Origin of the sequence: Mucilaginibacter sp. P25, from assembly GCF_050859465.1 — a bacterium.
In the GTDB taxonomy this organism is placed as follows: Bacteria; Bacteroidota; Bacteroidia; order Sphingobacteriales; family Sphingobacteriaceae; genus Mucilaginibacter; species Mucilaginibacter gossypii.
The window spans coordinates 3247341-3271030 of record NZ_CP193937.1; the positions used below are offsets into that span (position 1 = coordinate 3247341).

Annotated in this window: 20 protein-coding genes, 1 pseudogene and 1 riboswitch; all 21 genes and pseudogenes read left to right on the forward strand. The window is 42.6% G+C overall.

Annotation, left to right across the window (positions count from 1 at the left end; translation table 11 throughout):
- The first annotated feature begins 80 nt into the window (after positions 1 to 80).
- The 21 genes and pseudogenes from ACRQ5D_RS16515 to ACRQ5D_RS16615 all read left to right on the forward strand — a co-directional run bounded on the left by ACRQ5D_RS16515 (position 81) and on the right by ACRQ5D_RS16615 (position 23682).
- Entirely contained in the window at positions 81 to 1532 is a 1452-nt protein-coding gene (locus ACRQ5D_RS16515) for a TonB-dependent receptor (protein ID WP_432329578.1), read from the forward strand.
- A complete protein-coding gene (locus tag ACRQ5D_RS16520; protein WP_432329580.1) occupies positions 1529 to 2542 on the forward strand; it encodes a TonB-dependent receptor domain-containing protein in 1014 nt (337 codons plus the stop codon). Before ACRQ5D_RS16515 ends, ACRQ5D_RS16520 begins: the two co-directional genes overlap by 4 nt.
- 287 nt (positions 2543 to 2829) lie before the next feature.
- Complete coding sequence (locus ACRQ5D_RS16525; protein ID WP_432329583.1) at positions 2830 to 5043, forward strand: alpha-N-acetylglucosaminidase; 2214 nt, start codon at positions 2830 to 2832, stop codon at positions 5041 to 5043.
- Positions 5043 to 6215, forward strand: coding sequence for an acyltransferase family protein (locus tag ACRQ5D_RS16530; protein ID WP_432329586.1), 1173 nt, complete (start codon positions 5043 to 5045; stop codon positions 6213 to 6215). Before ACRQ5D_RS16525 ends, ACRQ5D_RS16530 begins: the two co-directional genes overlap by 1 nt.
- Before the next feature lie 332 nt (positions 6216 to 6547).
- The gene (locus ACRQ5D_RS16535; protein ID WP_432329588.1) at positions 6548 to 7438 is read left to right on the forward strand and encodes a family 43 glycosylhydrolase; all 891 of its coding nucleotides are present in this window, start codon (positions 6548 to 6550) and stop codon (positions 7436 to 7438) included.
- Positions 7439 to 7452: 14 nt separating this feature from the next.
- A complete protein-coding gene (locus tag ACRQ5D_RS16540; protein WP_431200021.1) occupies positions 7453 to 7593 on the forward strand; it encodes a hypothetical protein in 141 nt (46 codons plus the stop codon).
- A gap of 89 nt (positions 7594 to 7682) precedes the next feature.
- Positions 7683 to 9434 (forward strand): alpha-L-arabinofuranosidase C-terminal domain-containing protein, encoded by a 1752-nt coding sequence (locus ACRQ5D_RS16545; protein ID WP_432329590.1) that lies wholly within the window; start codon positions 7683 to 7685, stop codon positions 9432 to 9434.
- 37 nt (positions 9435 to 9471) lie between these two features.
- Positions 9472 to 10977, forward strand: a complete 1506-nt coding sequence (locus ACRQ5D_RS16550; protein WP_431200023.1) for a family 43 glycosylhydrolase — start codon at positions 9472 to 9474, stop codon at positions 10975 to 10977.
- On the forward strand, positions 10926 to 11612 hold the full coding sequence (locus ACRQ5D_RS16555) for a family 43 glycosylhydrolase (RefSeq protein ID WP_432329593.1): 687 nt from the start codon (positions 10926 to 10928) through the stop codon (positions 11610 to 11612). The genes ACRQ5D_RS16550 and ACRQ5D_RS16555 overlap by 52 nt, the downstream gene beginning before the upstream one ends.
- Before the next feature lie 199 nt (positions 11613 to 11811).
- Positions 11812 to 12387: a DUF6597 domain-containing transcriptional factor gene (locus ACRQ5D_RS16560; RefSeq protein WP_432329595.1), complete on the forward strand. Its 576-nt coding sequence runs from the start codon at positions 11812 to 11814 to the stop codon at positions 12385 to 12387.
- Positions 12384 to 12626, forward strand: a complete 243-nt coding sequence (locus ACRQ5D_RS16565; RefSeq protein ID WP_432329597.1) for a helix-turn-helix domain-containing protein — start codon at positions 12384 to 12386, stop codon at positions 12624 to 12626. The genes ACRQ5D_RS16560 and ACRQ5D_RS16565 overlap by 4 nt, the downstream gene beginning before the upstream one ends.
- A 71-nt stretch (positions 12627 to 12697) precedes the next feature.
- Positions 12698 to 13078 (forward strand): YybH family protein, encoded by a 381-nt coding sequence (locus tag ACRQ5D_RS16570; RefSeq protein WP_091162977.1) that lies wholly within the window; start codon positions 12698 to 12700, stop codon positions 13076 to 13078.
- Positions 13079 to 13298: 220 nt separating this feature from the next.
- Entirely contained in the window at positions 13299 to 14087 is a 789-nt protein-coding gene (locus ACRQ5D_RS16575) for an isocitrate lyase/PEP mutase family protein (RefSeq protein WP_091162978.1), read from the forward strand.
- A gap of 303 nt (positions 14088 to 14390) precedes the next feature.
- Positions 14391 to 14503, forward strand: a riboswitch (SAM riboswitch).
- 110 nt (positions 14504 to 14613) lie between these two features.
- Entirely contained in the window at positions 14614 to 15180 is a 567-nt protein-coding gene (locus ACRQ5D_RS16580) for a TlpA family protein disulfide reductase (protein WP_091162979.1), read from the forward strand.
- Positions 15181 to 15557: 377 nt separating this feature from the next.
- Positions 15558 to 16571 (forward strand): TonB-dependent receptor plug domain-containing protein, encoded by a 1014-nt coding sequence (locus tag ACRQ5D_RS16585; RefSeq protein WP_432329600.1) that lies wholly within the window; start codon positions 15558 to 15560, stop codon positions 16569 to 16571.
- 236 nt (positions 16572 to 16807) lie between these two features.
- Entirely contained in the window at positions 16808 to 18739 is a 1932-nt protein-coding gene (locus ACRQ5D_RS16590) for a TonB-dependent receptor domain-containing protein (RefSeq protein ID WP_432329601.1), read from the forward strand.
- 6 nt (positions 18740 to 18745) lie between these two features.
- Positions 18746 to 20182 (forward strand): SusD/RagB family nutrient-binding outer membrane lipoprotein, encoded by a 1437-nt coding sequence (locus ACRQ5D_RS16595; RefSeq protein ID WP_091162981.1) that lies wholly within the window; start codon positions 18746 to 18748, stop codon positions 20180 to 20182.
- Positions 20183 to 20358: 176 nt separating this feature from the next.
- Positions 20359 to 20901, forward strand: a complete 543-nt coding sequence (idi, locus tag ACRQ5D_RS16600) for an isopentenyl-diphosphate Delta-isomerase (RefSeq protein ID WP_256337339.1) — start codon at positions 20359 to 20361, stop codon at positions 20899 to 20901.
- Between the two features lie 172 nt (positions 20902 to 21073).
- Positions 21074 to 22003, forward strand: coding sequence for a ligand-binding sensor domain-containing protein (locus ACRQ5D_RS16605; RefSeq protein ID WP_432329603.1), 930 nt, complete (start codon positions 21074 to 21076; stop codon positions 22001 to 22003).
- A gap of 26 nt (positions 22004 to 22029) precedes the next feature.
- A pseudogene (locus tag ACRQ5D_RS16610) lies at positions 22030 to 22086 on the forward strand (two-component regulator propeller domain-containing protein); the annotation flags it as partial.
- Between the two features lie 18 nt (positions 22087 to 22104).
- Complete coding sequence (locus ACRQ5D_RS16615) at positions 22105 to 23682, forward strand: ligand-binding sensor domain-containing protein (protein ID WP_432329605.1); 1578 nt, start codon at positions 22105 to 22107, stop codon at positions 23680 to 23682.
- Positions 23683 to 23690: the final 8 nt, after the last annotated feature.

Consider the following 23690-nt stretch of genomic DNA (forward strand, 5'->3'; position numbering starts at 1 on the left):
TTTATTCGCTTTAATATAAAAATTAGGTAAGACTAATTTTTTTATTTGTTTTGTATATTGTTTACGATATGTCAAAGCGAATGAAGATATTGTTTTTACTGTCTCTTTTGTTAATGCCGGTAGCGGTTTTTGCCCAGCATGGTTCCCTCATGGGGAGGCTAACCGCGGGTAGCGAACCGCTTTCTTTTGCTACCGTTGCCCTTTTCGGAACTTCTATTGGGGGTACAACAAATGATAAGGGTTATTACCATTTGAAAAACGTTCCGGCAGGTACATACACGGTTGTGTTTTCTAATGTCGGGTATGTAACCGGGCGTTACAATGTAAGCGTAAAACCGGAGGAAGCTACCGTATTGAATGGTAATCTCCAGGAAAGCAGTTCTAAATTGAATGAAGTAACTGTGACTGGAGTATCCCGGAAAACAGAATTAAGAAGTAATCCCATACCTATCGCGGTAATGACCCGGAAAGAGATGGATCAGAATGTAAATAACAACATTATTGATGCTATAGTAAAAGGGGTGCCGGGGGTTAACGCGGTTACTACCGGACCTAATATCTCCAAGCCATTTATCAGGGGATTGGGCTACAATCGAGTTTTAACTTTGTATGATGGTGTGCGACAGGAAGGACAGCAATGGGGCGATGAACACGGTATTGAGATAGACCAGTACGGTATTGGTCGCGCAGAAGTAGTGAAAGGACCGGCAAGTTTAACCTATGGCTCGGATGCACTGGCGGGAGTGATCAACATAATCCCTTATCTGCCGGCTGGCGAAAACAATGTTTTGAAAGGTGACTATACTGCCGATTACCATACCAACAATGGAATGATCGGTACCTCATTGGGTTTATCTTATAAGAAGAACGACTGGCGGTACGCCTTTCGGGCTACCGCAAAAGCCGCACATGATTATCATAACAGCGTTGATGGTTATGTATATAATACAGGTTTCCGCGAGTTTAATCTATCGGGCATGGCGAGGGTTGATAAAAACTGGGGGTACTCGCAAATTGCCGCTACAGTTTATGATAATCGGCAGGAAATTCCTGACGGTAGCAGGGATTCGCTTACGAGGCAGTTTACCAAACAAATAGCCGAAAGTAGTACAGACAATATCAGGAACCGGCCAATTGTTAGTAACGATGAGTTAAGATCATACAGCATAACGCCACTACATCAGCGCATTCAGCATTATCGAATTTACTCGCATAATGAATTTAAGTTGGGCGAAGGAAGCAGTATCAATGCTTCGTTCGGGCTGCAGCAAAGCGTCCGCAGAGAATATAATCATCCCACACAGGTAGATCAGCCGGGATTGTACGTAGTGCTTAATACACTTAATTATGATCTGAAATACAATTTGCCAACTATTGCAGGTATTGAAAGCACCCTTGGTGTAAACGGCATGTACCAAACTAATCGCAGTAAAACGGCAACTGACTTCCCCATCCCGGATTATAACCTGTTTGATGCGGGGACTTTTTCTTCGCAAAAAAAATCGGAAAAGTTGATATTTCGGGCGGCTTGAGGTATGATAACAGGCACATCCGCTGGAATGATTTTTATGTGGGGCCAAACTCCAAAAACGGGTTTGAGCAGCATGTGAAATTGCCGGATACGGCAGGTGCGCATTTACAGTTTCCGGCTTTTAAGCATGTTTACCAGGGTGTTTCAGGGAGTTTGGGGATAACTTATAATATTAGCGAACGCTTATTGTTTAAGACTAATATTGCCCGGGGGTATCGTGCGCCAAATATCACTGAAATAGGCTCGAACGGGCTCGACCCAGGTGCACATATCGTATATTTAGGCAACCGTAGCTTCAATCCCGAATTTAGTTTGCAGGAGGACTTGGGCTTCATCGCCTACCTGAAAGATGTTGACCTAATTGCCGAGCTGTTTAATAATCACATCAATAATTACATTTACCAGGCCAAGCTAACCGATGCCAATGGCAACCCTGTAGTGATTGTGCCGGGTAATAGTACCTACCAATACCAGCAAAGCAGCGCCAGGTTGTATGGGGCCGAGTTTACGCTAAATGTGCATCCCCAAAATGTTAAATGGCTGGCTTTTAACAACAGCCTGGCTTATGTAACGGGAATCAACGGCAATAAACAGCTTATTGATGAATCTAACGGCGCAGCTAAATATCTGCCATTTATCCCGCCACTGCATATCCGGTCGGAATTTAAGGCGAGTTTTCAGAAAGCGTATGGTGCTTTTTCTAAGATTTACTTTAAGGCCGAGATGGATGCTTATACTACCCAAAATCGCTTTTATGCTTTGGATAACACGGAGACAGCTACGCCCTGTTACGCCCTCTTTAATATCGGAGCAGGCACTACTATCAAAAATAAATCGAACAAGCCTGTTTGCGAGCTTTTTTTACAGGTGGATAATTTGTTTGATAAAGCCTATCAATCCAACCTTAACCGTTTAAAGTATTTTGAATATTACCAGTCGTCGCCGAACAGGCACCTGGGTATTTATAATATCGGGCGAAATATCAGTTTTAAAGCTGTTTTTCCTTTTTGATTTATTTTTAATGAAATATGGCTTTTTTTGTTTTTATTGCCTTAAGTTTCTGCACATCATGTAAGCGTGCGATAATAACGTGCCATCAGGGTCTCTCGCAGAGGACCCTGATGTATACACCGGGCAAATTCGCCGTTCTGAATGCTCTCGAAGAAGTATAGAACGCGGCTGAACCTCAGGGTCCTCTGCGAGAGACCCTAAGGGGACGTGAAAGTGTGCGATAATGATTTCAAAATTTATCGGGCGATGTGCCTAAAACTCAATAATCATAAAAATATCTAAAGTAAATGATATATAAAACAAAGGTTTTCATTTGTATGCTGCTGTGTGGCATATGTGGTGGGGTGATCAGCGCTCAGGCACAATTGCAAGTGCCGGCTTCTTATGCTTTAATTAAACGGGTGGTGCCCGGTTATGCACAAAATTTTGTTGTTCAACCGCTTTCTGAAAATGAAGCCAAAGATGTTTTTGAAGTAGAAGGTGCTAAAGGCAAAATTGTACTCAGGGGCAATAATGGTATCGCAGTGGCGTCGGCCTTATACTATTATCTCACCGAATATGCACATTGCCAAATCACCTGGAATGGTACAAATTTGAACCTTCCCGTAAAGTTACCTATACCAGCTCAAAGGGTTCATAAAACTACACCTTACCAATACCGGTACTATCTTAACTATTGTACCTATAGCTACAGTATGAGCTGGTGGGACTGGAAACGGTGGGAAAAGGAAATTGACTGGATGGCCTTGCACGGCATCAATATGCCGCTGGCCATAACCGGGCAGGAATACGTATGGGATAAAGTTTATAAAGGCGTGGGCTTTAACAATAAAGATATGCAGGACTTTTTTACCGGCCCCGCATATTTTGGCTGGTTTTATATGGGCAATATAGATAAATGGGACGGCCCGCTGCCCGCAAGCTGGATAACCAGTCACCGGGATTTGCAGATCAAAATATTGCAGCGCGAACGCGAACTGGGGATAAAACCAGTACTTCCGGCATTTACAGGTCACGTGCCGGCATCGTTTAAAAAACATTTCCCGAATGCTAAGCTAAAGCAAACCAACTGGAACAACGGCTTTGCCGATACATATATCCTTGATTCGGAAGACCCGCTATTTGCGGAGATCGGTAAAAAATTTATACAGGAACAAACCAAGGTTTATGGCACAGATCATTTATACTCTGCCGATACTTTTAATGAGAATGAGCCTCCATCAAACGATCCTAAATTCCTTTCGGAACTAAGCGCAAGGGTTTATGACGGCATGAAAGGGGCGGATCCAAAAGCTGTTTGGGTGATGCAGGGCTGGTTATTTTTCAGCGACCGCAAGTTCTGGCAAAATGAGCAGATCAAGGCATTGCTGAATGCCGTGCCCGATGATCATATGATAGTGCTTGACCTCAATACCGATTATGAACCGATATGGAAGCGCACCGAAGCATTTTACGGCAAACCCTGGATCTGGAATATGCTGCATAACTATGGCGGTAACAATAGCTTGTTTGGCAGGATAGAGGCCGTCGCAATCCAACCCGCGCAGGCTCTTAACGACCCTAAATCGGGAAAAATGGTGGGCATTGGTTTAACTATGGAAGCCATTGAACAAACTCCTGTGCTTTATGAGTTAATGACGCAACATACCTGGCAAAACAAACCCGTTGATCTCGATCAATGGCTGCCGGAGTACTTATTTAATCGTTATGGTGTAAAAAGCAAGGATGCGCTTGATGCCTGGCAAACGCTACGGGGTACCGTTTTTAATGGCAAGGATATCCGTGACGGGGCCGAATCGATCATTACCGGCAGGCCAACGCTTGATTCGGCCGCGATATGGACACGCACACGTTTAAACTACAATCGTAAAGACCTGCTACCGGCCTGGGATAAAATGATAGCAGCTATACCTGCATGCAAACAAAGCAGCGGTTTTAACTACGACCTGGTTGATGTTACGCGGCAAGTATTGGCTAATTACGGCAGGCCGATCCAGTTAAAATGGATCAAGGCATATCAAGATAAGGATGAAAAGGCTTTTGATAAATATACTGCTGAATACCTTAACCTGATAACCGATATGGACAGGCTGCTTGCTACCCGCAAGGATTTTATGCTGGGCCCATGGATAGCCGATGCCCGTAGCTGGGGAACTAACTCGAACGAAAAAGCGCTTTATGAAAAAAATGCCCGTAACCTGATAACACTTTGGGGCGATGCCGATAGTCCGCTGCATGAATATTCATGCAGGCAATGGAGTGGATTGCTTAATGATTTTTATAAGATGCGTTGGCAAAAATTTTTCGATCTGTTGAAAGGATCAATAAAAACGGGTAAAGAACCTGACTTTAAACTATTTAATAAATCAATAAGCAACTGGGAATGGCAATGGGTTAATTCGTCCAAAACTTATCCCGTTGTTCCTGCCGGAAGCAGCGCTGTTGTTGCCAAACAGCTTTATGAAAAATACAGGACAAACATGGGTAACGATCTTAAGTAATGGATACATCAACAGCTAAATCTGCAACTACCATTGTAAAGCCGGCAAGGTTATTATCGTTGGACGCCCTTCGTGGGTTTGATATGTTTTGGATCATGAGTGGGGAAGGGGTAGTGCACGCCCTTGCGAAAGCCACCGGCTGGCCGCTCCTGGTGTGGATGTCGGGGCAATTGCATCATACCGAATGGAATGGGATCACCTTTTATGATATGATCTTTCCATTGTTTTTGTTTATTGCCGGGGTTTCCATGCCTTATTCAATGGGCAATAAAGTTGCCAAACATGGGGTAGCTTACCCATATCTGTTACCCTCTTCGTCCAAAGGCGAAATTTATCGTTCCATGATAAGGCGTACCATTATCCTGCTGTTTTTAGGGGTGGTTGTTAACGGCTTGTTTAAGTTTAACGGGTTGGAGAATACCCGCTTTGCGAGTGTACTGGGGCGGATCGGTCTTGCATGGTTTTTTGCGGGTGTAATTTATCTGAATTTCGGTACCCGTGGACAAATTTTATGGTTTGGTATTTTGCTGTTTGGCTATTGGGCAGCAATGGAGCTAATTCCGGTTCCGGGTTACGGGGCAGGGGTTTTAACCATGAATGGCAGCCTGGAATCTTATATTGATCGTTTATTACTTCCCGGTCGTCTGCATGATAAAGTGCATGACCCTGAGGGTATATTATCTACCATTCCGGCTATTGGTACCGCCATACTGGGGATTTTTACAGGCCAGTTCCTGAAGTTGGAATCTGCCAAATGGCCGATGTGGAAAAAAGGTATTTGTTTATTTGCAGTCGGTGTTTTATTTATTGGCTTAGGGATGCTTTGGAATCTTGCTTTCCCTATCAATAAACGCTTATGGACAAGTTCATTCGTGATGTTTGTAGGTGGGTGGAGCCTGGTTTTCCTGTCGGTATTTTACCTGGTGATTGATGTTGCCGGATACAAAAAATGGGCATTTCCTTTTGTGCTTATTGGTGTAAACTCTATCCTGATCTATCTGGCATCAGAAGGGATGGTTGATTTTCAGCATACAGCCAATTTTTTCTTCGGGGGAATTGTTAGCCATCTCGCACAAAGCTGGCAACCGGTATGGGCAGCAATATTCATTGTGGTTGTACAGCTTGCTTTGTTGTACTTTTTATATCGTAATAAGATCTTCCTGAAAATATAAATATAAAGTAGTTTTTTGAATGTAGAGACGCATAATTGCGTCTCCCGCATGCAAGTTAGGGCGATTTACTCCGTTACAAGGTGGCCCGTCCTTTGGGAGACGCAATTATGCGTCTCTACATAAAAATATTTTAACCAAATTATCCAGTTACTCGGAATCACTTTTAATCGTAAGGCGATTGGAAAAAAATAATTGAGATAAAATCGTATTTAATTCGTTAATTGTTAAAATAACACTTAATATTGAATTGTTTTTACCTTTATTATGACCAAGCGCATACTTTTCTTTTTACACTTGTTTTGATTGGCGCAGCTTCGCGTGCACAAAAGCAAATGATCCCAAATCCAATAACCGGGGGATACTTCGCCGATCCAACTATTGTGAAAGATAAAGGCCGCTATTTTATTTATGCCACAATTGATCCCTGGGGCGATAAAGAGCTGGCCGTATTGGAGACTACCGATTTTATTAAGTTTACGAGGCATCATATCAACTGGCCTACCAAACAAGCCTGCACCACTCCAACCTCGCTCAACGAAATGGTTTGGGCGCCATCTGTAGTAAAAGGAAAGGACAACAAATTTTACATGTATGTAGCTGTAGGCGGTGAGGTTTGGGGAGGCGTAAGCAATACACCGCTTGGCCCCTGGAAAAATTTAAAGAGCGACAATACGCCTATGGTAAAATCTACAGATTATCCGCAGGTGCATAATATCGATCCGGATTGCTTTATTGATAGTGACGGCAGCGCTTATTTGTATTGGGGATCGGGGTATAAATGGATCAACGGGCATTGTATGGCCGTAAAGCTAAAGGACGATATGGTTTCGTTTGACGGAGCGCCAAAAAATATCACCACGCCGCATTTTTTTGAAGGCGCACATATGGTTAAACGCAATCAAACCTATTACCTCATGTTTTCGGAGGGTAAAGCCATTGATGCAACCTACCAGGTAGGGTATGCGAAAGGAAATAGCCCGCTTGGGCCTTTTCAGGAGGATGAGCACCGGGTTATATTGAATACTTCTGCGGATAGTACCGTGATTGGCCCGGGCCACAATACCACTTTTGTTGAAAAAGGACAGCGTTATATTTTATATCACCGCATTTTTCCGCAAAAGGAATCATTTGTATTGCGGCAGCTGTGCCTTGACAGTTTAAATTTTGATGCCGATGGCAATATTAAAAAGGTAAGCACTAAAGGAGTACAAAAGTTCAATTAACCTTATAACCTGTTATGATGAAAAAGATAGCCTGCACAGCGCTGTTATCAACACTGGCATTTACCTGGCTTGGAGCCTCTGCACAGCAAAAAGGCGATGCCGCAAAGCCAAGAAAGATCAGTCCAGACCTTTTCGGGATTTTTTTGAGGATTTAAGTTATGCGGCAGATGGAGGCCTTTATGCCGAGCTTATCCAGAACCGCTCATTTGAGTACAGCCCGGCCGATAACCGCGACTGGAATTCAATGACCGCCTGGAAATATCAAACGGACGGTTTTGGCTATGGTACCATTTCAGTAGAAACAGCTACCCCGGTACATCCCAATAATCCGCATTATATTTTACTTGATATCCAGGATGAAGGGCAAAAAGGAGTGGGACTTGAAAATTCAGGGTTTGATGGGATCCCTGTAAAGGCGGGTAAAAACTATAATTTTTCAGTTTTTTTAAATGCAATTTCAGATCAGTCTTTACCTGTAAAAGTAGCTCTTGTTGATCGGAAGGGTAAAGAATTAGGTTCTTCCTCATTTACAACATCTGATAAAGGCTGGAAAAAATACGCCGAACAGATTCATGTGAATTTTGATAACGATAGTGCTAAACTGGTATTGCTGTTTAAAGCGAAAGGGAAAATCGGGATAGATATGGTGTCATTGTGCCCGGAGGAAACTTTTAAAAATCATAACAATGGATTGCGTGCCGATTTGGCGCAGGTTATTGCCGATATAAAACCAAAGTTTATGCGTTTCCCCGGCGGCTGCCTTACTCATGGGGATGGCGTCGCCAACATTTATCGCTGGAAAAATACCATCGGCCCGGTTGAGCAAAGGGTAGAGCAACGTAACATCTGGAACTATCATCAGTCGGTAGGTTTGGGATATTTTGAATATTTCCAGTTTTGTGAGGATATCGGGGCAAAACCGGTGCCGGTGCTTGCGGCAGGCGTAAGTTGTCAAAATTCGGGTGGAACCTGGAAAATAGGAGGCACCGGACAAAAGGGTATCCCGGTGGAAGAAATGAAAGCTTATGTACAGGATGTACTTGATTTGATAGAATATGCTAATGGGCCGGTCACTTCTACCTGGGGCGCAAAGCGTGCCGCTGCAGGTCATCCTGCGCCTTTTAACCTGGAGTACCTCGGCATCGGCAATGAGGATAAAATCACTGGCGTATTTGAGGAACGGTTTAGGATGATCTATGATGCCGTACACAAGGCCCATCCCGAAATTAAAATTATTGGTACGGTTGGGCCAAGTCCGAAGGGCGAAGATTTTGATAAAGGCTGGAAGTTGGCCGATCAGCTTTCGGTTGGTATTGTTGATGAGCATTATTATGAAAAGCCGCAATGGTTTTTAAAAAATACCCAGCGTTATGATGCATACAACAGGCTCAGGTCAAAAGTTTATATTGGAGAATATGCTTCGTGGGGCAATACCTTGTTTAATGCCTTATCAGAAGCCGTGTACATGATCAGTTTAGAACGCAATGGAGACGTGGTTAGGATGGCGTCATACGCACCGCTTATTGCCAGGATAGGCCATGCATCATGGAACCCGAACCTGATATATTTTAATGGCACTCAGGTTTTCCCAACGGTAAACTACTATGTTCAGCAGCAGTTTGCCGTTAATTCGGGCAATGAGTATTTGCCGGGTGTAATAAAAATGAAAGGCGAAAAAACTGTATTGGATACCACGGCAGGTGTTTCAACCGTGCGCGACTCTGCGACTGGGGATCTGATCCTGAAAATTGCTAATGCCGGTAGTGTTCCCGTTTCGGGAGAGGCAGACCTGTCAAAAATTGGTCAACTACCCAAATCGGCAACGCTTACTGTTATTACAGGCAATCCGGAGGTGAAGAATTCTACCGACAATCCGCAAGCTATCGTCCCTCAATCATCAGTAATAAAATTGCAAAAAAAGTGGGCTTTCACTGTACCTGCCTATTCATTGACGGTTGTCAGAATTAGCAGCAGAAGTATGGAAAAGCACAAATAATTGTCCCGAATATTCGAAAATAACAAATCAATTATACATGAAAAAAATAGTTTTACTGGGCGTTTTAGTTAGCTTTTATACGGCGGTTATAGCGCAGCCGCATCAAAAATTCAGCGCCTACCTGTTTACTTATTTTACAGGCAGTAAAGGCGGCGAAGAAATTCGTTTTGCTTTGAGTAACGATGGGTATCATTTCCGTGCGCTGAATAACAATCACCCCGTTTTAAATTCAGCGGATATCAGTGCTACCGGCGGTGTTCGGGATCCGCATATTATGCGAGCTGCCGACGGTAAAACATTTTACATGGTTGCAACCGATATGAATACCGAAAAATACGGCTGGGGGCCGGATTATTCTATGGTATTGCTCAAATCAACCGACCTGGTACAATGGAGCTCGAAAACCATTGATATCACCAAACTTTATGAAAAGTTTGCAGGCGTGAACAGGGTATGGGCACCGCAAACCATTTATGATCCACAGAAAAAACAATATATGATCTACTGGTCGATGCGTTTTGGCGAAGAGGCCGATAAGATCTATTATGCTTATGCCAATAAAGATTTTACAGGTCTTGAAACCGAGCCTAAGCAGCTTTTCTTTAAGCCGGATGGCGGTGCCTGCATAGACGGCGATATTGTTTACAAGAACAATAAATATTACCTGTTTTTCAAAACAGAAGGATCGGGTGCAGGTATAAAAATAGCGGTATCAGATGAGCTAACTTCTGGCTATGTATTGCGTGATAAATACGTACAGCAAACCAAAGACCCGGTAGAAGGGGCAGGTACTTTTAAATTAAACGATGGTAGCGGTTATATTTTGATGTATGATATGTATACCCAGGGTAAATACCAGTTTACCAGGACAACCGATCTCGAAAACTTTAAACTGATTGACGATGAGGTATCCATGAATTTTCATCCGCGCCATGGTACAGTGATGCCAATAACTTCAAAGGAAGGGGCGGCATTAACTGCGAAATGGGAAACGCCTGAAGATGTCATACTTGCGCCGTTAAACAAGCAGATTAAAACCATCAATATCGTTTTAGATACGGCGAACCATAAAGTTCACCTGCCTGTAATACCGGGTACTAATTTAAAATCATTTGATCCCCGGTTTACCTTGTTCCCCGGCGTTACTATCAGCCCTATAAGGCCGCAGGATTTTACCAAAGGCCCGGTTAAATATTCGGTAACCATTGCAGGTAAAAAAACGCAGGTTTTTGAGGTTACTGCCCAGGAAACCCATAACCCGGCTATTGCTGGATACTATGCCGATCCGGAGATCCTCTACGCCGAAAAAACAGGCAAATTCTATATTTATCCTACCAGCGACGGCTTTGATGGTTGGTCGGGCAAGTATTTTAAGGCCTTTTCTTCGGATGATATGGTTAGCTGGAAAGACGAGGGTAAGATTCTTGATTTACCGCAGGACGTGAGCTGGGCTAAAAAGAATGCCTGGGCCCCTTGTATCATCGAAAAAAGGTGGGAAACGAGTATAAATACTTCTACTATTTCGCAGCTGCACAAAAAATAGGGGTGGCAACAGCAAATGATCCGACGGGGCCATTTACCGATTCGGGCAAGCCTTTGGTGGCACAATTGCCTGAAGGTGTTAAAGGCGGACAGCAGATTGATGCTGATGTTTTTGCCGATCCGCAAACAGGCAAAAACTATTTGTACTGGGGAAATGGTTATATGGCTGTAGCCGAGTTAAACGATGATATGATTTCGTTAAAGCCAGGCACCACCAAAATCCTTACACCTTACGCTCATTATAACGAAGGCACCTATGTGTTTTACCGCAACGGTACGTACTACTTCATGTGGTCTGAAAATGATACCAGGAGCCCTAATTATAGCGTGCATTATGGCACTTCTAAATCTCCATTGGGGCCAATCGAGATTCCTCAGCAAAATACGGTTATTGCCAAAAATGCTGCTAAAGGCGTTTACGGAACCGGCCATAACTCAGTTATCCAGATCCCGGGTACAGATGAATGGTATATTGTTTATCACCGGTTCAATTATCCTAAAGGCATTACCATGGGCGATGCCGCAGGCTACAACCGCGAGGTTTGTATTGATAAAATGGAATTTGACGATAAAGGGTTGATTAAACAGGTTACGCCTACACATGAAGGCATTAAACCTGTACATGTGAAAAAGTAAACGCGGGTTATTGAATGATAATATGGCTGCCATGTGAACGAGTTGAAGGTTCACATGGCAGCTTTTGTTTTATATAAAATCTATGCAAATTAGTTAAACAGATATTGCCTTTAAGCTTTATGCCTTCCGCTTTAAGCTACTAAAAATATGTTCCGTTTTTTACAATTTGGGAACTTCGTTGTATCCTATATTTGTAATCATGGTTTTCAAAGAGCTGCTTCCGGAGCCAAGGCTACAGCCTTACATTAAGTGCTTCTATCTGTATGAATCAGATTCGGACAGAAGCTATGATGATATCGTGTTTCCGAGCGGTACCATGGAGGTGATTTTTAACCTCGGTGCCGGAAACTGGAAATCAAAAAAAGACGATACATTTTTCACCACTCCTCCGGTTGAACTTTGGGGACAGATCACAAAACCTTTGGCAATACAATCTGTAGGGCGAAATATTATGCTGGGTTTCCGGTTTTATCCGCATTCGGCTGCTTATTTCTTTGATGAAAAGGTATCAGAATTTAATAATGAAATTGTTGATGCCACGCATGTATTCGGCCCTAAATTAAGAACGCTTTATTTGAGGTTATTGGAAACTGCCGACCTGAACGCTAAGGTAGCCATGATTGAAGATTATTTGCGGAGCCGTTTATCGGCAACCGAAAAAAGCATTCGAAGATCAAATTTATCGGGGATATTGTCAGCAGTCTTAAAAAGAATTACAGCGACGATAATATCCTGTCCATTTCCAGTCGTTATAACATTTCCTCACGGCACTTGAACACCCTTTTTTCGCAGTATACGGGTTTACCGCCAAAATTATTTTATAAAATAAACCGCTTTCAGCATAGCCTTAACCTGGTTAGCGCTAATGAAGAAAAGCTGACCAACGTAGCCTACAGCGCCGGTTATTTTGATCAGGCTCATTTTATAAAAGAGTTTAAGCTTTTTACGGGTTTTACGCCCAATTCCTTTGCCGCTCAGGCTTCGCCTATAAATCAGGCGTTAGCGGGCAGTTAATACTCTTCCGTTTTATACAATTTTGGGCTATTCGAGCCACATAGTTTTGCTGATATAAAAAAAACAACAAAATGAAATCAGCAAAAACACCACAGGAAGTGCACGCAGTACTTGCGGCCGCTTTTAACACCAAAGATGTAAATGTAGTTATGAATGTGTATGATGCCAACGGTATTATTTTTCCGGAACCGGGAAAAGAAGTATCAGGCAGGGCCCAGTTTGAAGAGGCTGTTAAAAGCATTTGCGCTGTGCCCGGAGTAATGGAAATCAAAACAGTTTACTGTCTGCAATCAGGCGATGTAGCGGTCGGCCGATCGGAGTGGAGCATTACCGACAATGGCAAAACACAGATTGCCGCAAAAGGGATAGAGTTAATGAAACAACAATCCGACGGCAGCTGGAAAATTGTCATCGATCATGCATTCGGAGCTGAGGCTAATCTCGTAGCCTGATTTTCTCTATCTGAAACAAAAAATGGCCGGATTTATCCGGCCATTTTTTGTTTCACCTTTCACCTTTCACCTTTCACCTTTCACCTTTCACCTTTCACCTTTCACCTTTCACCTTTCACCTTTCACCTTTCACCTTTCACCTTTCACTAATCTCTTCCGTTTTATACAATTTTTAGAAAAAAGCTCAAGCTAATTTTGAGCATAAAATAAAAACAAGAACATGAAAAATAGATTCAATGAATTTTTAGCCTTGCATCATCAAACCGAACCTTTGCAAATTGGCAATGTATGGAATGCACAAAGCGCCCTGGTTTATGATAAATTAAATTTTAAAGCAATCGGCACATCAAGCGCGGCTGTTGCCAGCTCATTAGGCTTTGCAGATGGCGAAGAGATGAGTTTTGAGGATTATCTTTTTGTTGTTAAACGCATGGCTGCAACAACATCAGCCATGCTAACAGTCGACCTTGAAGGTGGTTATGGCGAAACACCGGAGGCTATCTGCAGTAACATCACCAAACTATATAATATCGGTGTTGTGGGTATCAATATAGAGGATTCGATAGTGGTGAATGGCCAGCGAGGTATTGTTGATGCCGTAGGCTTTGCCACAAAACTTAAACAGATAACTTCATTGTTAAGCGCCACAGGGGTAGAGGTATTTATAAATGTAAGGACCGATTCCTTTCTGCTTGGTTTACCAAACGCACTGGAAGACGCTTTGACCCGTACTAAACTTTACCAGGGTGCAGGTGTGCATGGTTTGTTTTTTCCGTGCATTACCCAAATAGCAGATATTGAAAAAATAACGGCCTTATCGCGCCTCCCGGTTAGCGTAATGTGTATGCCCGGCCTTCCGGATTTTAAAGCGTTGCAAAATGCGGGCATTAAAAGGATTAGCGCAGGCCCATTTTTGAATATGAGCATCTACCGGTCACTGGAAAATTTGATTGAAAAAATAACAACCGAAAATAGCTTTGCAGCCCTTTTTAACGGGACTGCCAGTTAACAGGCGAATAAAAGTGCTAAATAATTAAAAACCTAATTGCCTTGTTTTACCTTATTATAAGGTAGTTTAATAATCTGCAAAATAAGTTTAGGTTAAAGTCCCGGCAGCGAACGTTAGGGACTTTTGTTGTTATGGAATTTATCTTCAAAAAGTTTCAGCTAATCCAATCAGTAAACAAATTGCTGGAAGCAAGCCTGCACAATTTGAATAACTTAATTCATTTTATTGCAATAATTATACAAAGTCTATAGTTTTAATAGAATATGTATATATTTGCGGCATCAAATAGGTTCTTTGAATATTTTATTATCAAGAAAGACTGAGGGAAAGGCCCTGTGATGTCTTAGCAACCTGTAAGCCCATTGTTATAAAGGTGCTAATTCCTGTCTGCCCAAATAGGGTGGAAAAGATAATGTAATAAGCTATTGCCTTGCATAGTGCAGGCAGTACATACTTTCTTTTCTCTCGTCTGTTTTCTTGCTAATAAATTTCACTGGTTGATATCACAATTTTAATGTGTATAGCAATGAATATTAAATATTTACTTATTACCAGCCTGCTTTCTATAACAACATTGTTTGCCGCTGCGCAAACAACAAATGTTGCTAATCCTAATATTGATCGTGGTTATATCGTAAAAACAGGCGATATCGCCCCTGCAGATTTTGAACTTGTATTAAACGACGGTACTAAAACGTCATTAAAGCAATTACGTGGTAAAGTAGTTGTCCTGCAGTTTACTGCAAGCTGGTGCAGCGTTTGCCGCGAGGAAATGCCGCATCTGGAAAAGGAGATCTGGCAGGCTTACAAAGATAAAGGCCTGGTTTTGATAGGTGTTGACCGTGACGAACCGCTTGAAAAAGTACAAGGCTTTCACCAGGTTATGAACATTAATTATCCGCTGGCACTTGATCCGGGGGCTGATATCTTCGGGCGGTTTGCCAACAAAAAGAGCGGCGTAACGCGTAATGTAGTTATCGACCGTGATGGGAAAATGGTTTACCTCACCCGTTTATATGATAAACAGGAATTTGCATCCATGGTAAAAGCTGTCGACGCTTTGGTTAACAATAAAACAGCATCTATCAATTAATAAAATACTGAAGGCAGCCCTGTTTGCTGTCATCAATAAACAAAGAATCTATCCGCACTTATTTAATACCCGTTTTTATGAAAACAAAAACTACCCTCTTACACAAAAATGCTTTCGTTTCGATACGTCAGCTAACCTGTAAATCTATCTATTCAGGTATGCAAAATATGCGTTGCTGCTGTTAGTTCTTTACAGTACGCATGGTATTTAAATGCGGACTTGCTGCAGCTTGTCTTAGCTTAATAATTACCATCCCCTAATCAAATCTTTACAGTTACGATAGGCTTATGAGCCGGGCAAATTATGCCCGCTAGGGCGATAGCCATGTCTTTTGTACCGGTAAAAGCATCAAAAATTAATCTCAATTATTAATTATCATGTTAAAAATTTACAAGCTATTACTGGCAATTATATTGCCTTTTATTCTCGTCCAGACGGTTGCGGGGCAATCCGTTAAAATTAGCGGAGTGGTAACCGCCAAGTCGGACGGCCTACCGTTGCCGGGCGTTAGCGTATCTGTTAAAGGTAAAACCACGGGCGCACAAACCAATGTTGATGGTAAGTTTATCATCAACGCCAATGTTAATGATGTGATCAGGGTTAGCTACATTGGCTTTACAACCCAGGAAATCGCCGTTACGCAAGGTACAACTACCTTAAACGTAGTTTTGGTTGAAGCACCAAATTCGCTGAATGAGGTAGTGATAACGGCCCTCAATATCTCAAAGGATAAAAAATCGCTGGGTTACGCGGTACAAGGGCTTAAATCGAAAGATATCTCTGAAGCTAAAGAAACCAACTTTGTAAACGCGCTGGCGGGTAAAATTGCCGGTGTGCAGGTTACCAACAGCCAGGGCGATATGGGTTCATCGCGGATCGTTATCCGTGGCGAAACTTCTATCTCGGGCAATAACCAACCTTTATTTGTGGTTGATGGTGTTATAGTTGATAACAGCCAGTTTTTAGGGAATAACGGCTCAAGGGATTTTGCTAATGCTATTTCGGATTTAAATTCTGAAGACATTGAATCGGTAAGTGTATTGAAAGGCCCGAATGCAGCTGCGCTTTATGGTTCACGTGCAGCCGCGGGCGTTATCCTCATCCGCACTAAAACAGGCAAAGGGGCAAAAGGATTAGGTGTTACTATAAACTCCAATACCAGCTTTTCAAACGTACAGGTATTGCCCGAATATCAAAATCAATATGGTCAAGGCTCAAATGGGAAATTCAGCTATGTAGATGGTAAAGGCGGCGGCGTTAACGATGGTGTTGACGAAAGCTGGGGCCCTGCTTTGGATGGTTCACTGATTCCACAGTTTTATTCAAATGGGCAGGCCGTACCTTTCGTGGCACACCCCGACAACATAAAAGATTTTTTAAAACCGGTGTAACACTCAATAATGGCATTGCTATTGCGAGCAGTAGCGATAAAAGCGATTTCAGGTTATCCTATAATAACCTGCACCAAACCGGTATTGTACCCAATACCTCACAAGGCCGTAACTCTTTTGCTTTAAACTCAAGCTATCGTGTCAACAATAAATTAACCGTTAATACAATTGTTGATTACAGTAAAGATGATGCTGATAACCTGCCTGGTGCATATGGAAAACGTGCAACCAGCACCATGCTGCAGTTTACCTGGTTTGGCCGCCAGGTTGATATCAACAGGCTTAAAAATTACAAGGATGCCAATGGTAATACCTTTAACTGGAATAATAGTTACTATAGCAACCCATACTGGCTGGCTTATGAAAACACAGTAGGCCAACACAAAAATCACCTGATAGGTAGTATCGAGCTGAATTACAAAATCATTGACGGTCTATCAGCAAACTTCCGTACCGGTACCGATTATTATAATGACCGGCGTAAGATTAAAGTAGCCTACGGCACCAATGGAACACCGTTTGGCTCATACGAAGAGGATGCTTACAGCGTAAACGAAAATAACACCGAAGCCAGGTTGCAATACACTAAAAAGCTGAATAACGATTTTTCGCTTGATGTATTTGGTGGTGGTAACATAGCTGTGAGGACAACCGAAAATAATGATCAGTTGGCTCCGAAACTTGCAGTTGCCGGCTTGTACACGCTGAGCAACTCCCGCGATCCATTGGTCTCTACAAATTACTATGGGAAACTTAAAACCTATAGCTATTTTGGTTCGGCACAGCTTGGTTTCAGAAATTACGCGTTCATCAACTTCACAACCCGTAATGATTGGTCGTCAAGTTTACCGGCAGATGCCTTGTCATATTTCTATCCCTCCGTAAATGGCAGTTTAATATTATCTGAAGCATTAGGCATTAAAAGCGATGTACTTAGTTATGCTAAATTAAGAGGTGGATGGTCAAAAGTAGGTAAGGCGACAGATCCATTTCAATTAATTAACGTTTATACATCTTCAAATCTCTTTGGCTCAAATCCGCAACAGAGTATATCCAATATTGATCTGAACGATCATCTTAAGCCTGAAACCACTACATCGGCAGAGGCCGGTTTTGAATTAGGCTTTTTCCATGATCGCGTACATTTAGATGTAAGTGCTTATAACACCAACAGTATTAACCAGATCCTAACCGTACAGGTAAGTTCATCAACCGGTTTCAGCCAAAAAGTAATAAACGGTGGCCGTCTTAATAACAAAGGTATCGAGGTTCAGTTAGGTGTTACGCCAATTAAATCAAATGGATTTACCTGGGACATAACTACAAATTACTCGTTAAACCGTAGTAAGGTAGCTTCGCTTGATGCCGATGGCCGCTTACAGAGTGTGGTATTAGGCACTGATCGTACAGTGCAGGTTTTAGCATCGCTTGGTCAGCCTTATGGTGCTTTGTATGGTACCGCATACACACGTAATGCTTCAGGTCAGATTATTATCGACGCTAATGGTACACCTGTATTTAATACCACCAAACGTTATTTAGGTAAATTCACTCCAAATTGGTTGGGAAGCATCAATAACAGCTTCTCCTACAAAGGGATTAACCTGAGCTTTTTGGTTGATGCACGTTTTGGCGGATCCATTTATTCAAACACCAACCGTACAGGTACTTATACCGGCGTGTTGGCTTCTACCTTACCGGGCCGTGGCGCTGCTAACGGAGGCTTAAGTTACTATTACCCGGGCAACAATACTTCGGCTGCTGCTGTGCAGGTTACCGGTGCCGCCCCTGCGGGTGTAACCGTTTATAATGATGGTATGATATTTAAAGGCGTTAAGGCCGATGGTTCGCCAAATACCACTATTATCCCTGCGCAATCATATTACAAAGGCTTTACCAATATTGACGAAGCATTTGTTTACGATGCCTCATACATCAAGCTTCGCGAAGTAAAACTGGGATACTCTTTACCTGCTAAATGGGTGAATAAGATTGGTTTCCAGGGAGCTACATTTTCGGTAGTTGGCCGTAACTTGTGGATCATCCATAAAAACGCACCGAATATTGATCCGGAAACAGCCTTTAATGCAGGAAACGGACAGGGCCTCGAAGATCTTACCCTGCCTACCGTGCGTAACATCGGTTTCAACGTAAACCTTAAATTTTAAAACATCATGAAACTTAAATATATCAGCATATTATCTGCCGCGGTTTTATTATCGGTAACATCGTGCAAAAAGGATCTGTTAAAGATCAATCAAAACCCTAACGGCTCACAAACAGCACAGCCCGACTATTTATTAACTGCAGCCACCAAAGCAACGGCAGATACCTATTGGGGTGTAGCCAATAACATGGATGCCAGTCTGCTTTTTGCGCAGTATTGGTCTAAAATTCAATACACCGACCCCGACAGGTATATTTACGCCAGTAGTGCGTTTGAGGAGCTGTGGAGCACGGGCTATTCAAAAAGCATTGTAAACCTTAACCAGATCATCAAACTTGCCGATGCCCAGGGTAATACCAATTATAAAGGCGTTGCACTGGTACTTCGTTCATGGGTATTTAGCTTATTAACAGAGGCTTATGGGGGTATTCCTTACAGGCAGGCCACCAATATTGATCAGTACCTTACCCCGGCTTATGACACCCAAAAGGATGTTTATTTTGCTTTGCTGGATGACCTTAAAGCAGCTCAAACGGCGCTTGATCCATCAGGCAAAGCTATAGCAGGAGATGTGATCTATAGCAACAATATTGCTTCATGGAAAAAGTTTGCCAACTCGTTAAGGCTTCGCATCGCCTTGCGCATTGCAGATAGGGAACCTGCAAAAGCTAAGCAAGTATTAGATGATATTAAGACCGAAGGCGGTTCATACATCAGTTCGAATGTCGAAACCGCGCAGTTGGTTTATTTAGATTCGCCTAACCAAAATCCGGTAAGCAACCTGTTTGATACCCGTGACGATTACCGTATCAGCAAAACTATAGTGGATAAGCTGTTTGCACTTAATGATCCCCGCTTATCAATATATGCCGCTAAAACACAAGATGTAACGCCTCAAACCTATGTTGGCTTGCCAAACGGTTTGTTGGTGGGCGATGCCAGCAATTACGGCTTCACCAAAACTTCTAAACCAGGCACTTATTTTCGTGCACCACATGCCCCTGCTGTAATATTAAGCTATGCAGAGAGCTTGTTTGACAGGGCAGAGGCTGCCGCTCGCAGTTTTGCTACCGAAGATGCCGCTTCATTATACAGTCAGGCGGTTGCTGCTGCGTTGGCTCAGTACAGTATTGCTTCGGCTGATATCGCTACTTATATAGCGCAGCCGGCAGTGCAATATGATGCCTCTAATTATAAAAAATCAATTGGCGAGCAAAAGTGGTTAGCGCTGTTTGGCCAGGGATTAGAAGGCTGGACCGAATGGCGCAGGCTTGATTATCCGCAATTACAGCCGGCAGTTGCAGGTACACTTAATGGTAAAATACCGGTAAGGTTTATATATCCGGGAACAGAGCAATCGCTGAACAAAACTAATTACCAGTCGGCAGTAGCAGCACAGGGAGCCGATGCGCTTACTACCAAGCTTTGGTTTGATGTAAACTAAACAAGTGTCACTTCGTAAAATAAAACGGGTTTCTCCAAAAGGAAATCCGTTTTTTTTGAAAATAAAGCTGAAATTTGCGGTATGGCTTTGGCCCTGTTTTTAGGATTAACAAAAAATAACAAGAAATTCCGGAGATCTGCGTGTCTCATCAGGAAGATTACAACAAATTATAGCGAGTGAAGATAGAAGAAACCGTGATTTTGGTTGATCGCGATGATCAGGAAATTGGCACTATGGAAAAAATGGAGGCGCATCTTCAGGGGAAGCTACACCGTGCGTTTTCAGTTTTTATTTTTAATAAAAAAGGAGAGCTCCTGTTACAGCGACGCGCCGAAGGCAAATATCACTCGGGTGGTAAATGGACAAACACCTGCTGCAGCCATCCAAGGCCCGGCGAACCCACATTTACAGCAGCCCATCGCAGGTTACAGGAGGAGATGGGAATGGCCGCCGAACTTAACTTTGTATTTTCTTTTGTTTACTGTGCAGCTATCCAGGACGATCTGGTTGAAAATGAATACGATCATGTGTTTTTTGGCATCACCGATGCTTTGCCGATCCCTGACCATGGCGAGGTCTCCTCATTTAAATACATAACCATGGCCCGGCTGGCAATCGACCTGAAAGAAAACCCGGGCGATTATACCAGGTGGCTCGCCATATGTTTCGACGAGGTAATGGATCATTATCAGCAATTACAGATCGCCGATATGCAGTAATCGTTGCTGTAAATAATGCTGTCCTTACAATTTTTCTATATGATAGGGGTGAGCCATTACTTCTTATTGTAACGGGTATTTTACATTTTGCAATATTATTGTTTACTTTACAATTAATTAGGTAGCTTTAATCTTCCAATTATTTGTGTAATTCACAGCCTGCAACGTGTTAATGAAAAAGAGATCCTTCTGCTGCATTGTTCTTTGTTTGATCATTTCCTCGGCCTATGCCCAGTCGCCCATCAAAAATAAGATCCTCAATTATTCTTTAAAAAATGGTCTTTCTTTTGGTATTGTAAATAGCATTACACAGGATGATAAGGGTTTTATGTGGTTTGCCACCAATGATGGCCTCAATCGTTTTGACGGTACAACTTTTAAGATTTTTAAGTCGCGCCTGGGCGATTCAACTGCGCTGGCCAGTAACTATGTACAAAAGGTTTTGTGCGATGTTCATGGCAGCATCTGGGTATCGTCAAGAAACGGCCTCAGCAAATTTGATAGCCGTACAGAAAAGTTTATCCATTATAAATTCACCTCTAACAGGGCCGTCAAAAACGATATCAGTAATATCATTCAAAGCCATGATGGTAATTTATGGATCACATCTTATGGGCAGGGCTTTTCTTATTTCAATACCAAATCGGCAAAGGTTGTTAATTACACCCAAGCCAATTTATCCCGGTTGTCAAGTAACAGGGTGCTCTGTTTGTACGAAGATTCAAGGGGCCTGGTATGGGTGGGTACACAGGAAGGCAGCATCAATGTTTTTAGTCATAAGGATGGTGTAATAGCCAACCTTGCGGGCATAGGCCCTCCAATAGCCAACCTGCCGGGTACCCGGATCAATGACATTTTTGAAGATCATTTTCACAACATGTGGATAGCAACCGGAGGCGGGCTCGGCTACTACAACAGGCAATCAAATAAATTTACCTTACTGCAAACCAGTCAGCAGGGTATTAAAAGTAAACGATACATATCAGTTATTGAGGATAGTGATAAGCAATTGCTTGTAGGCCTGCAGGATGGCGGTTTGTTTAAAGTTAACATTGGCACAAGTCCCAACTACAACATTAATAACTTTTTCTTCAGCCGGTAACCGGCGATGACGGATATTACCTTACACAGCGCTCTGTTCAAACGCTTTATATAGATAAGGATAAAAATGTTTGGGTAGGTACCTATGGCGATGGCATTTATATGGTAAGCAGCATCAAGGAGAAATTTTCAAAGATTGCTAAAAAGCGTTATGGGGCCAGTGGCGAAAGCTTGGTAAGGTTTTATGGCCTATGCCAGGATAGCGACGGCTTTTTATGGCTGGGCACTGATGGCGAGGGGATTTACAAAACCAGCCACAACGGCACCCTGATAAAACAATACAAAGCAGATGGGCAACCCGGCAGTATTACCGATAATGCCATTTTATTCGGCTATACCGATCAAGATGGTAATTTATGGTTTGGTACTTATGCAAAGGGGCTTTTGCAGTATAACAAGAAAACGGATTCGTTTGTCAACTACGTACACAGCCAGGCAAATAACAAAAGCCTGGGGGGTAACGACGTACGGGTTATCTACCAGGACAAGTATAAAAATTTATGGATTGGCACCAATGGCGGTGGCTTGTGCCTGTTTAATGCCGTTACAAAAACTTTCACCAACTATACACCTGCCAATAGCGGCCTTACTTCATACGATGTAAGATCAATTGCCGAAGACGATAAAGGTAATTTATGGGTTGGTACTTATGGCGGGGGACTTGATTTTTATAACGCCGGGCAAAAGAAATTCAGCAGGTATTTTAAACCCGCCGATGAAAAAAGCAATTTACCAGGTCAGGTGATATTTTCACTCCATCCCGACAAACAACACAGGTTATGGATAGGAACTGAAGGCGATGGACTAATTTCATACGATCTTCAAAACCGGGTTTTTAAAAAGTTTAATGAAACTAATGGTCTCGCTAACAATACAGTATCGGCCATTAAGGAATCATCTGATGGTTCATTATGGCTAAGTACCAATAAAGGCTTATCAAATCTTGATGTACGGAATAACAAGATCTTAAATTATGATCAGTCGGACGGGTTACAGGCCGGGCAGTTTAACGCGGGGTCTGTTTTGTTTGATTCTGCTAATGGATTGATGTATTTTGGGGGAACAGAAGGGCTTAACTTTTTTGACCCGGGAAAAGTAAATCAAAGCGACTATAAACCAAAAGTTATTATAACCGGATTACAAATTTTTGGTAAGCAGGTTGAAGTTGGCGGGCTTGACAAGGACCGTACAGTATTGCCCGAAGCCATTAACCAGGCAAGGCAGATCACATTACAGCCCGATCAGTCGGTATTTTCTATCCAGTATGCCTCATTAAATTATACCTATCCGGATAAAGGCGGGTTTGCTTATAAACTGGATGGCCTTGATAAAACCTGGAACTATGTTGGCGATCAGCGGCTTGCAACTTACCGCTACCTTGAACCCGGAGAATATACGTTCAGGGTAAAAGCATCCAACCAGGATGGCTTGTGGTTTGATAATTATGCCACCTTACAGGTTAAGATCCTGCCGCCCTGGTATAAAACATGGTGGGCTTATTTAATTTATATAGCAGCAGCAGGGGTTGTAACTTATTACTATATACTTTACAGAAACCGCCAAACCAGGCTTAAATACGAGGTTAAAGTAGCCCAGCTTTCGGCCGAAAAAGATAAGGAGCTTAACGAGCGTAAACTTTCTTTTTTACCAATATCTCGCATGAATTCCGTACCCCGTTAACACTCATC